Source organism: Treponema sp. OMZ 788 (assembly GCF_024181245.1).
GTDB lineage: Bacteria > Spirochaetota > Spirochaetia > Treponematales > Treponemataceae > Treponema_B.
Window position 1 is genome coordinate 2,201,257 of sequence record NZ_CP051199.1, and the last position, 13,167, is coordinate 2,214,423.

General features: G+C 37.5%; 6 protein-coding genes and 1 pseudogene. 3 read left to right on the forward strand and 4 right to left on the reverse strand.

All coding sequences use genetic code 11. The features are described 5' to 3' along the window. Positions 1-25: 25 nt before the first annotated feature. On the reverse strand, positions 26-379 hold the full coding sequence (locus E4O00_RS11000; RefSeq protein WP_253677409.1) for an aminotransferase class I/II-fold pyridoxal phosphate-dependent enzyme: 354 nt from the start codon (positions 377-379) through the stop codon (positions 26-28). Next, positions 339-1,007 carry a pyridoxal phosphate-dependent aminotransferase gene (locus tag E4O00_RS11005; RefSeq protein WP_253677410.1) on the reverse strand — a complete coding sequence of 223 codons (669 nt, stop codon included), beginning with the start codon at positions 1,005-1,007 and terminating at the stop codon, positions 339-341. The genes E4O00_RS11000 and E4O00_RS11005 overlap by 41 nt, the downstream gene beginning before the upstream one ends. Positions 1,008-1,276: 269 nt before the next feature. Here E4O00_RS11005 and E4O00_RS11010 point away from each other — a divergent pair, with 269 nt between their 5' ends. The 3 genes from E4O00_RS11010 (at position 1,277) to E4O00_RS11020 (ending at position 8,283) form a co-directional block, all read left to right on the forward strand. Continuing rightward, on the forward strand, positions 1,277-3,685 hold the full coding sequence (locus E4O00_RS11010) for a hypothetical protein (protein WP_253677411.1): 2,409 nt from the start codon (positions 1,277-1,279) through the stop codon (positions 3,683-3,685). Between the two features lie 110 nt (positions 3,686-3,795). Further along, the gene (locus E4O00_RS11015; RefSeq protein WP_253677412.1) at positions 3,796-5,406 is read left to right on the forward strand and encodes a CTP synthase; all 1,611 of its coding nucleotides are present in this window, start codon (positions 3,796-3,798) and stop codon (positions 5,404-5,406) included. 72 nt (positions 5,407-5,478) lie between these two features. Further along, positions 5,479-8,283 (forward strand): ankyrin repeat domain-containing protein, encoded by a 2,805-nt coding sequence (locus tag E4O00_RS11020; RefSeq protein WP_253677413.1) that lies wholly within the window; start codon positions 5,479-5,481, stop codon positions 8,281-8,283. Positions 8,284-8,335: 52 nt separating this feature from the next. Here E4O00_RS11020 and E4O00_RS11025 read toward each other — a convergent pair whose 3' ends face one another. Further along, positions 8,336-10,369 (reverse strand): vWA domain-containing protein, encoded by a 2,034-nt coding sequence (locus E4O00_RS11025; protein WP_253677414.1) that lies wholly within the window; start codon positions 10,367-10,369, stop codon positions 8,336-8,338. 70 nt (positions 10,370-10,439) lie between these two features. Continuing rightward, positions 10,440-13,164: pseudogene (gene greA / locus E4O00_RS11030) on the reverse strand (transcription elongation factor GreA). Positions 13,165-13,167 lie beyond the last annotated feature (3 nt).

A 13,167-nucleotide genomic window follows, 5' to 3' on the forward strand; every position in this document is an offset into this window, starting at 1 on the left:
ATTTTACAATACAGATATAAGATGTTTATTTTGAGTTTTTAGAGCTAATTGCCTTAATAAATTTACAATTATCTTTATGGGAGCGTACAGCAATTCTTATATGATTATCCCCAAGAGTTTTAAAACTGCAGCAAGTTCTTATCAAGATTCCTCTTTTTTCAAAGAATTTTAAGGCATCTTCATCTTTTGCATTTAAAACTTTAAGAAGAATAAAATTGCAGTGACTTTTATAGGCTTTTAATTTTATCTCTCCGCTTGTGCCGTATTTTTCGATATTTTCGAGCAAAAAATCTCTTTCTTTTTGAATATGAGCCTTGCTCTTTTTTATAAAATCCTCGTCAAAAAAAAATTGCAGGGGCGGCAGCCTCGGCAAAGGCATTTATATGCCAAGCTATTTCAATCTTAGAAAGAGCTGAAACCGTCTCAGGCGAGGTGCAGGCATAGCCCAGCCTGATGCCTGGCAGAGCAAAAAATTTGGTTGCAGCCCTGATTATACAGAGATTTTTGTAGCCGTCTTTTTTAAAAAGGCTTATGCTGTCGTAATCAGGCGGACAAAACTCGTAAAAGGCCTCATCCAAAAGGAGAAAGGCATCTGCCTTTTTTACAATGGCGTAAATTTGTAAAAGAGTATTTTTTTCAATACGCAAGCCGGTAGGATTATTCGGGTTTCCCAAGATGAGAAGGTCGCCGGTCCTCAATTTTTTTTCAAGTCCTTCAATATCGGGAGAAAAATCTGAAAGAAAAGGAATTTCAATTAACGGTTTTTTATGAACAAGGGCTCGCAAGCCGTATTCCGAAAAAGAGGGGGTAAAAACGATAACCCTCTTAAAAAGGGAACAAAAATTATCGATTATTTCTACAGCTCCGTTCCCCAAAACAATATTTTCACACCCGCATTTTAAGTACTTAGCCGTGATCTTTTTTAAGGAACGGTACCGAATATCCGGATAAACCAAGAGATTGTCAAAAGACGCACTTAAAGCCTTTTTTAAGCCCTTAGGTGTCATAAGAGGATTGATGTTGCTGCTAAAATCGATTAAAACCTCGTCCTTTTTTTTTATAAGACAAAACCCCGCCGTGTTCCAAAGTTGCCCACCTTTTTAACGCTAAAGATTATAACAGATTTTTAAGATAATGGCAAAGGGAAGATGTAGAGAAATTAACCGCAGGTAACTTGAGGCAATGCGGCCCCTTGACAAATTATTGGTTTTTACTATAATTACTTTATAACCTTCTGTTGATTGAAGTGTGTTTTAGTAAATGAACGGAGGTTTTTATGACAAAATCAGGTAAAGATATTTCTTTTTTATTTCACAATGGTAATACATACAACTTATATGAATTGGTGTTATACCTTAATCACAGTTCAGCGGATACTGAAATAGCTCCTAAATATGTTGATTGTTTAGCTTGCACTTATGCCGATTTAAAAGAAATTTCTATTGATTTTTCCAACCAAGATGAATTAAAATTGTATTTTGCAGAATCTTGTCTCGCTTGGGCCTTGTATTATGTCTACAACATGAAAAAAAAGGGTGTCTATGCTCGTGAGCTTGCAGATTTACAATCCCACTTAAAGTTATGTGTAAAGTCCTTTATCGGTTCCGGCCTAAAAAGTAAAGGCTATTGGAGCAAATTTCATCCGCATCCTGATTATAATTTTTCTTGGCGGTTTCCTTTCAAAAAGTCAAGATACTATAAGAAGACATTAAAAGAATATGATAATTTTATTGAAACAGCGGAGTGTTCCGGCAAATATTTTGCAGGTGTTTTGAATATGTTTATTATCGATTATGAAGATGAAATATTGCCTGACGCGACTCGTCTTACACAAGACTATAAGGCATATCTTTTAAACATTTGTGCATGGATTGCTTGTTCCGGCAATTCCCGCTATTACCGTCAGATAGTTAATAATTTTATAATCAACTACTATTATTGGTATACATCAATGGATGGGAAAAAACCTGACTTTTACCAATTTGAACCGCGATTTGCACATCAGATGCAGACCGAAAAAAATAAATGCCTTATGGGTATGTTGGATGTAGAGTTCTGTGATACGGAAATTCTTTGCAAATGGATTCACTATGATGTAATCTTTAAAAAAACGGATCCGCATATTGAACAACTTGTAAGATGGATGTTTGGTAAAGAATTTCCTCATAATACAAGTTTAAGAATGAAAGAAATATATAAGTCCCTTTTTACCTCTATGAATCAGGACTTACTTGAAAATCCCGGAATAGTTTTGCTTATGTATCTGGGTATACAAAAAATCTCCTTGTATGACTTCAAGGATATCTTTACACCTTCTAAAGAGAAACTTCAAAAAAATACAAACATTGATGAATCATTTCTTTCTCAATTTTTACAAGTCTTATTTTACTTTATGGTATGGGACATATGCTCTGCATATAAATTTAGATGGGAAAATTATAGAAGTTATCCAATCAATGGCAAGGAACCGCATATTCTCTTTAAAGAAAGAGAATATAATAGTTTTTCTACTAAAACAAAAAAAAACCGTTTTAGTACATGGACTAACGACAAAGAAAATCTCATGGCCAATTTTTATGAACCATTCCTTGACGGTACATGGAGAAATCCTAAAACTTTGCAGCACATTCTAAATTTGTTTGCAGATTTTTTTAAATTCAATAAAAAAAATCCCTTTGATGGACTTAATTTTTCAGAACTTTCCGGAGGTAAAATTTCAATTTTTGAAACGGTACCTATACTTATATATAACTTGTCTCATGGTGAAGCAAGTACATATATAATCAATGAATTGAATTTTATACGAAAACAATATGAATTCTCTCTCAATGTTCTTCCAAATACTAGAAAGAAATTTAAAAGCGAAGCTGAAAGAGCTGAAGTAAAAAAAGATTGTGAAAAAAATTTACAGTTCTTAAAAGAATACGATGTAGGTTTTCATCTGGACGAATTTGAGCAGTCATTTTATCCATTTAAGCAACACTCTATTTCATTAAGACGTAATTGTATTTGCAAATTCTTGCCGGAAACTGATTCCGATATTTATATCTTTAACAGCTCCGGAAAAAATTGTACCCTACGCATTGACAAAGATAGACGTTTCAGGTCAAATTACAAAAATCATTTTTGGAATCGGTATTTATACAATGACCGCAATAGTGAAACTCATTATTCATCTTGTACAGCCATAAACAATCTGCTTGGTGATGACAGCTTTGATAAAAAATTTATACTATCTGCACTATTCGATATAAAAAAGCAGCTTGCAGATATGACCGAAAAAGAAAACACACTATATCAAATTTTACAAATTAAATATCTAAATAAAGAATGTGATATCTTATTTAAAATTATCGTTCGTAAGTATTTTAAATCTATTCCGCAAAATAAAGAGTGGGAATATATTTTTAATGATAACGGAGAATTTGGCTGCCCCAAAGAACTTGTTTCTGCATTTAATGATGATTTTTCTGCTTTAGATTTTGGGTATGAGATGTACACTTGCCTTCAAGAATTTTTTGAGATAGTATGGAATATACGAAGTCTTTATTATGATGCCAGACACAATGATGAGGTTTTATATGATGCAGATTTTTTCGAGATATATAAGCTGCCTATAGAATTGTATATTATATATCTATCGCTGTCATTCCAAAAATATGACGGTGAAAATAGAAAACAATAAACGGAAAATCACACCCCTCTTGCGAATAAGTCAAAAATAGGTTATACTAAAGCACGGTTGAGAGGCTAAAAAAAAGCTCAACCGTTTTTTTTTGGTCGAGGGGAAAAATTATGAAATCTAAATTTATCTTTGTAACAGGCGGTGTTGTTTCATCTTTAGGTAAGGGCCTAACGGCAGCTTCTATAGGAATGCTTTTAAAAAGCCGCGGATATTCCGTAGTCAATCAAAAATTCGATCCGTACTTAAACGTAGATCCGGGTACAATGAACCCCTACCAGCACGGTGAAGTCTTTGTTACTGAAGACGGGGGCGAAACCGACTTAGACCTCGGCCACTACGAAAGATTTACCGATGTTCCCCTGCATAAATTCAACAGTACCTCAGCCGGAAAGGTTTACCTTTCCATTCTGGACAGAGAAAGAGCCGGAGGCTACAACGGAGGAACCGTTCAAGTAGTTCCCCATGTTACCGACGAAATCCAGTCAAGAATCATAGGAACCGCCGAACAGACCGGAGCCGACTTTATTATTTCTGAGATAGGCGGCACTGTGGGTGATATCGAAGCCCTCCCCTTTATCGAGGCAATCCGCCAAATCCGCTACACTGTAGGAAAAGAAAACTGTATGTTCGTTCACTTAGGGCTCTTACCCTACCTAAAAGAATGCGGCGAGATCAAAACAAAGCCCATGCAGCACAGCGTAAAAGAGCTTTTAGGCTTCGGTATTCAGCCGGACGTTTTAATTTGCCGCAGCGAAAAACATCTTTCAAAATCGACGCGCGAAAAACTAAGTCTCTTCTCGAATATTCCCCAAGATGCAATAATCGAAAACCTGACTGCAAAATCTATCTACGAAGTTCCGCTTATGCTCGAAGATGCCGGCCTCGGCAAGGTTCTTTGCAAACTCTTCAATATTGAAAATAAAGAGCCTAATTTAGAAGAATGGAAAAAGATGGTTCAAACTTATTACAAACCTGAAAAAGAAATAACCATAGCCTTAGTAGGAAAATATGTAGAACTCCCCGATGCCTACCTCAGCGTTGCAGAGGCACTGACGGCAGCCGGCATTTACCACAAAACCTCAATTAAACTCCTTTGGGTCGACTCCAAAAAAATCGAAAGCAAAGAAGATGCAGCAAACTTTTTAAAGGATGCAGACGGAATTATCGTACCGGGAGGCTTCGGCGACAGGGGCATTAACGGTATGCTTTTAACAGCCCAATTTGCCCGCGAAAATAAAATTCCATACTTCGGAATCTGCCTTGGTATGCAGATTGCAGCCATCGAATATGCCTTAAATGCCCTGCACATTGAAGGAGCCAATTCTTCAGAATTCGATAAAAACGCTAAAAATCCGGTCATCGACCTAATGCCCGATCAAAAAGATGTAAAAATCGGCGGCACCCTACGCTTAGGGCTTTACCGATGTATGATAACCGAAGGATCTCTTGCGGAAAAAGCCTATAAATCCCATGAAATTCAAGAAAGACACCGCCACAGATACGAATTCAACAACATTTACAGAGAAAAATTCGATAATTCGGATATGATTTTTTCAGGTTTTAATCCCGAACGCAATTTAGTGGAAATTATAGAGCTAAAAAATCATCCTTGGTTTGTCGCAGTCCAATTCCATCCTGAATTTGCCTCAAGGCCCAACAAGCCCCATCCCCTATTTAGGGATTTTATTCAGACGGCAGTCGACAACAAAGGCAATCGATAGCTGCCCGATAAATATGCCCTTCTAAAGGGCATATAGATTCAAGCCGATATTAAGAGGGGAGGCTATACGCTTATGCAAAATCTTATTCTCAAAACAAAAAAAATGTTTATATCTGCATTTGTTATAACTTTGATTACGGCAAATTTTATGTCATGTAAAACAGCTCCTGAGCCTAAAGAAGAAAGTTTGATTGATCTTATAAAGGCAGGAAAATCGGCAGAATTGCAAGAAAGACTTAACAGTTCAGCCTTAAATATGAAGGACGAAGATGGAAACAGTCTTTTACACATTGCAGCTATTCAAAATGATACCATGATTTTACGCTTTTTAATAAACATGGACGCAAACATAGAAGCAAAAAACAATATGGGGGCAACACCTTTGGCCGCAGCTCTAAACAATGAGGCTTATGATGCGGTTAAAGTTCTTATCGAGTACAATGCAAATATATTTGCTCAAGATAATGAGGGCGAAAAGCCTTTCTATACGGCATGTAAAAAAAATGTTCCCAATTTGATTCTAAGTTCTCAAACATTAAAACAAAAAGATGAAAATCACGATACCGCCCTGCATCTTGCAGCAAAGGCAATAGATAAACAGCTTACCGGGCAGATTTTAGCCATTGAAACTACTGAAACCAAGTACAATAAAGAAGGCTTAAGTCCTCTCGGTATCGCATACAAATACAATGATTTTGAAGTTTCAGCCGAAATTGCATCAATGCTTTTACTTGCCGGTATACAGCCGATGGGAAAAAATTTTAGCGAATTTGAAACGGCATCGCTTGCCCGAAATTACTCAATGCGTTTCGGAGACGGAGAAACTCTTCTTCACATTTTTGCAAGAAAGGGATACACCGGATTTTTAAAATTTTTAATTAAAAAAAATATTCCCATTGATGTAAAAGATGCTTCAAGCTCAACGGCTTTGCACGAAGCCGTTTATAACGGAAATGTAGAAGCCGCACTCTTATTATTGCAAGCGGGGGCCGATCCCAACAGCCGTAACTCATCAGGTAACACAGCCCTCCATCTGGTCATGCCGGAAGCCTCCCGCTCAAAACTGTTTAGCGAGCTTATAAAAGCCGGTGCCAACCCTAACCTTAAAGATAATTATGGAGAAACGCCTCTCCATATTGCATCAAGGGTCGGAATGAATGACGAAATTCTTGATTTCCTCTTAAAAGCAGGAGCCGACATAAATGAAAGAAACAAAAAAGGACAAACTCCTCTTATTTTGGCAATCGAAAGAAACCAAACACAGCAAGCTAATTTTTTAATAAATCATGGTGCCGATATCCATGCCGAAGACAAGTCGGGGGAGTCCGCCTTTATTCATGCCGTAAACATAGGTCTTCCGATGGTACAGCATGTAGTAACCGAAAAAAACAGCACTGATAGAGATTCAACAGGTTCAACACCTCTTCACTTGGCTATAAGCCGCAAAGCAAGCAAGGATATTATTTACTATCTGATAGAAAAAAAGAGCTTAATCAATACGCGTAATAAGATAGGAAACGCACCTCTTCATATAGCAGCCGAAAACAACTACCGCGAAGCAGGGGAAATATTAATCGCAAACAATGCCGATATATTCAATTCAAACCTAAACGGCGATAGTCCTTTAAAATTTGCAATGACCTTACGCGGCGGCAGAGAAGACTGGATGATAAATTCTCACACAATAGGGGCAAAAGACGGAGCAGGAAATACACCGCTTCATCTTGTTGCAGAATGGCAAATCTTACCTATGATACCATATTTAATCGATAAGGGAGCAGACATAAATGCAAGAAATGCAAATTACGAAACGCCTCTTTTTAATGCAGTCAGAGCTGACAGCCCAGAAGCAGTAAAAGCCTTGTTAGGCGATGGGGTCTCAAAAAAAGCCGATTTAGACGCAAGAGATTTTTTAGGGAATACGGTTTTGCATGCAGCAGTAAGATGGTCAGCATATAAATCTGCAAATTTTATTTTAAGCAAGAATACTGAAGAACATAAAAGACTGATAAATTCAAAAAACCTTGCAGGAAAAACCGTTTTACATGAAGCAGCAAAACAAGGTGAAGTAAAATTTATCAATATCTTCTTAAAAGCAGACATTGACATAAATGCCGCAGATGAAACCGGCCGATCCCCATTATCGGAAGCCGTCATTGCAAATCAAATAGAAGCTATAGACTTATTGCTTCAAAACGGAGCTTCTCCCGTTCAGCAGGATATGTACGGAAAAACGCCCTTGCATGAAGCTGTGGATATTTCTGAAGAAAGCATAACACTCATACGGAATGCAGGAGGCAATCCATTAGCCCGAGATGCCTATGGAAAAACACCCTTTGTTCTAGCCCTAAACAAAAGCACAAAAACTGTAGATCTTGTGCTTGGAAATGACAGCCTCTTAACCGATACTGACGGCGACACTCCTTTGCACATAGCGGTAAAAGAAAGGGTAAAACCTGAATATTTTGAAACAGTTATGAAAAAAAGGTATCCTTTAAATAAACGGAACAAAAACGGAGAGACGGCTATTTTACTCGCAGTTCAAAACAGCCAAAAAGAATTAACCAGAGCTCTCTTAGCCGGAGGAGCGGATCCTTTTATCGTCAACAATAAGGGAGTGTCTGCTATAACGGAAATTTTTACAAATAACACTGACCTTGCCCCTGCGGCGGCCGAGTTCTCATTAAATCAAACCGACACACTTGGCGAAGGAATACTTCACTATGCCGCAAAATTTGCAGATGCTAAAACGGTAAAAGAACTTTTGGCCCTCCCCGGAATAAATCTTGATGTAAAAAATACGGCAGGAGAAACACCTTACCGGGTAGCCCTAAGATGGAACAGAAGTGAAATAGCAGACCTTTTAAAAACCGAATAAAACAAAAAAAACCGTAATCTTAATGATTACGGTTTTTTTATAACCCAAACACTTACTTATCGTACTTTATCGATGTTAAAATACTGTTTAATTTTTCGGTAGGATTTTCATATTCCCTAAATGTAAAGTAAACATGATACCCCTTATCGGAAACAAGGGTAATGGTTTTACCGATACAGTTATTTACAATATTTGACTTTTCATAGGGAAAATACTTAGGCTTAAGAATAGCCAGATTATAATTTTGCCCGTCATACCTAACCTGAGCCAAATTCGAAGGAAATGGCACCAAGAAGATTAAGAAATTATCGGTCTTTCCGCCGCCCAATGTTAAGCTTGTTCCGGGTTTCATAACATGAATATTACGCCTTCCTATGTTTCTATTTTGATTTAAAACATAAATCTCTGTCATGCCGGATTTATTACGCTTTATCTCTATTGTTTCAAAGAAGTTGGCAGGAGACATATATGTTCCCCTAGGTTCCTTTGATGCAAAAGAAGCCGCCAAAACACGCCTGCGTAAAACTTCATCATCCTGTCGTTGAGATGCAACTCTATCCAAAGTATCCGCAGAGTACATAGAAGTTCCGGTACCGGAAAAGTTTTTTCCGTCAGGATAGGCAGATGCAGCAGCATTAAACTCATTTAAACGGTTTGCATGGTCATCTTCTTCGGATAATTTATGAGGATACCTCTTATCCTCTTCCTGATAATTAGGCTGATTTCCTGCCGAGGCATACCGGGCCTTATTTGGCTGAGTCGAAGAACCCTTTCTCCTTGCAAAGAATATAATCAAAAATATAAGTAGAAGAAGCAGGATAATTCCAAGAAGAATAAACAAAAGAGCATTTGAGTCCTTAAGCCTTTGAAAACTTGTAGGGAATACGGCCAATGAGGTTTCCGTAACCTGAGGCAAAACCCTTTTTCCGTCTGCAAACTCAAGCCTCATAATCAGATTATAATTACCTTCCTTATATTCCGGAGGAAGAAGGGCCGAAACCCGAATAACAGCATCCTTTTCGCCAGGCTTAATCTTTGTATTTTGAGAATCAACAGGGATTTTGCTAGTATTGATGCCGTTATCTATTACAATATGAGTTAAATGCAGCTCTACATCTTCATCGGAATTGTTTGTTACTTCAAATGAAAAATCAAGCTTATTCCCATGAGCTTCAAGCCCCTCATCGGGAAAACGGATTACGGGCAAGATTTCCGCATTTTCAGTAATTGTAAATTTTTCATTTTTATCTTGGGGAAGCTCGCTGCCTGATGCCCCGGAGGCTTCTTTAAAAGCCTTTGAAACATCGGTCAAACTGCCCTGTCCTGTTCCGGCATCGCCGGAGCCGCCCTGACCGGAATTACCGCCGCCGATTCTTCCGGCATATCCGCCCGCACCCGAAGAAGAACCGGATGTTCCTGAGGTTGAGCTTCCTGCAGAAGATCTGCCGGTACCTTGAGCCGCGGAACTGCCGCTGCCTCCTTCTGCATAGCTTCGGCCTGAATTATAAAATTCTTCGCCATCCAAGCCGCGTATTACCGCATCGGCAGGATAAGGAAGTTTAACATAATAAACCTTCCAGCCTTTTTTTCTGATACTTCCTGCAAGAAGACCTATCTCATTTTTTATCTGATCGTCGGTATAATTTTTATATGGACTTGAAGCGGGAGGATTAAAGATTCCGTCGGATATTATAATCAATATTTTTTCATTTTTATCGGATAAGTTAGCACCATATTGGCGGGCATATTGAAGTCCCGTTAAAAAATCCGAGCTTTTTCCAAGATGGTATAAAAGTAAAAACCTTGAAACAACCCTGGACATATCCTTTTCGCTGTTAATTTTTTGGGACATTTCATAGCGTGCATCAGCATTAAAGGATAAAATGTGTACAGTATCGCCCTTTCTTACAAATTTATTGTTAATTTCAGCCAAAACCCGATTATTTATATCCTCGTAATAGGGAAGGATAGTTCCTGATGTATCCATTAAGATTACGATTTCGGCATTTGTTTTAGCATTGGATTGGGCAAAGATAGGAATAAAAAGAACAAACAAAAACAAACACAGAGAAATTCTTTTAAACATTTTTTTTCCTCCTTTCGGAATAAAGTGAAAAGACTTGCAAGCCTATGAGGGCCTGCAAGCCTTAACCGGACTATTTCAAATTCGCAATAGAAATATCTATAATCTTATAGCTCCTTTTTTCGTCATTTACTTCAAATTCAACATCTTCCCCTTGTTTGCGGTTGAACAATCCGTTTCCTAAAGGCGACATATAAGAAATGATACCGTTTGCAGGATCAGATTCCCATGGTCCTAAAATTGTATACTCTTCTTCTTTATTTGTCAAATTGTTTAATATCTTTACATGACTTCCAAAATAAACTTTCTTTGCTGTTGCAGTGGTGGGATCAAATATTTGAGCCCTATCAAGTTCATCCTGCAGCCTTGTAAGAGCATTGTTGAGTCGGGTCTGCTCTTCTTTTGCAGCCTTGTATTCGGCGTTTTCACGCAAGTCGCCGAGTGAAAGAGCAAAACCGATATCTTTTGCATTTTGCGGAATTTTAACATCCCTAATATCGATGAGTTCTTTGTTTTTAAGATCAAGCATCTTGGCTGTAACAATCAAGCCGTGAACCGTAGCGGTCTTTTCTTCGATTTCGTAGAATTTAAAATCCTTATGCTTTTCAACAATTTTGGATCTAATATTCATCTTAATCATCGGCTCGAGGTCTTTAATATCGCCAATAAGGGTGTAAAGTCTGGTTATTGTATCGACATCACTTTGCATGATAAAGTTTTGTAAAAGCTCATCCTTTCCGAAGAGGATTGTATGTACCTGGTGATTGATTTTTCGGTTTTCGGTTGTGTTTCTTCTTGATGCAATTTCGCGGTATGTAATATCAAGAATATGGATAAGCACTATAAGCTGCTGCTCTACACTGATGCCAAGCTCCTTAAACCATTCTTCTTCCTGAATATTTTTAAAGAACCAAATAACGGCACTTCTGTAAATGCGGTAGTTTTCAAAACAGTCTTTTACCAAATTCTTTACATCATCGGTTGAGCCGACTTCTATCAGGGCATCCAAGATCTCTGAAGATAAAACTGTGGGAAAGAGTCTGATATACTCTTTTTCCCAATTCGGAATAAGGTTTTTGATGTACTTTAAGAATTTTTGACGAAGAGTCTGACCCTTTATCGAAACCTTATCCTTTATTTGAGAATATACTTCCATCGGGTCTTCAATACGGCTGTAAAGTTCTGCAAAGTTATATTGCTTTACTGCCGAAATCAGTTGTTTGTCCGAAATAAATTCTTTAACAAGGATATAGGCACAAATAACTTGCTCATTTACCTGACTAAAGGCTTTTAGGAAGCCCTCAAAATAGTCAAGCATTTCTCTGAATGTATCGGATTCGTCATCACAGGCATCAGAGGTATCATAAGCATTAAGAAGCTCAATTCTTGCAAAAAAGTTCTTTTGAGCTTTAAATTCGTTTGAAAGTTTTTCTTCAGCAGCAATGGGACGCTGTCTTACACTGTAAAAATCTATATTATCAGGATTAATTCCGAACATCGGATTTTCTTTTAAGACCTTTCTAGCCTTTGTATTCCAGCTAGTCCATTCTCCGGCCGTTAAAAGAGAAGGTACAAGTTCCTGCTTAATTCTTTTCATGTCGCAGTTGTTGTCAAAACTCTTTATGATAACCTTCAAGGCCCATTCGGGATCGCTCTTGATTTTCTTTGTAAGAATTTCCTTGCTAACAGTAGATTTTAATACCCAGATATGCTCTTTATCCAAGGTTTGGAGGGCTGTTATACCCATTTTAAGACTCATAGAGTGGATATTGTCGCCGCTTTGCTTTTGTTTTTTTGCAAATCTTATTAAAAGTTCATCATCTTTGATGGACTTAATATGGCCTACACCCCATGTTCTGTGGAAGACAAAGGAGCCTGTATCAAAGGAGATATGTTTTTCAAAGTCTGCTATAGCGTCAAAAACAGGTCTCCAAGGCTGGGTTATATCGGAAACTTTGATACACTCATCAAGCTGGCTATGATCTTTATACTTATTTTTAAAACACTCGGTAATTTCTTCACGAGCCCAAGCATCTTTTTCATCGTAAGAAAGGATGAGTTTTAAAATATCTATACAGATATTCCAATTTTCATTTTCTTTATAATACTGGTACACATCCTGCATCAAAATAAGATTACGGCCGTTATCTATAGTGCCTGTAATCTTAGCCTGTATGCGGAAGAAGAAATCAATTTCGTCAGGTATTAAGGTAACGAGTTTTGACCAGATTTCTTTTACCCCGTTTATTTGTTTGCGGTTTATAAAGCGGTATAAGGCTTTTTTATAATATTCTATAGATTTTTCGGTATTTCCGTCTTTTTCATATTTTTCGGCTAATAGCTTTGCTATCTCGGCTTCGTCATAGTCTACCTTGACCAAGCGTTCCCAAATATCATAAATGTCTTCACTTCCTGCAGATTTATAACATTCCGCCAATGTTCTAAGGGCATACTTAGATTCTCCGTATTCGAGAACCTTTTTACACAAATATTCAACTATTTGTGTTCTGTGGTTGTCGGTAAATATTTCGATTAAGCTTACAACATTTGAATCGTCCAAAAGTTGATTTGAAAGAGAAATTATACTTGAAATATAAAGGGCGATTATACTGTTTTTTGTATGAGTCAAATGTTCATCACATATCTCTTTGACCTTATTCACAACACCTTCTTTTTTTTGCGGTCGATACTAATTTATATAGATCTTCAAAATTCTTTGTTGTGTAGTTGCCTATAGCTGCTCTAGTCCATTTTTCTTCATTGAGCATCTCTATCAATTGTTTTTGTATATCAGACATAAA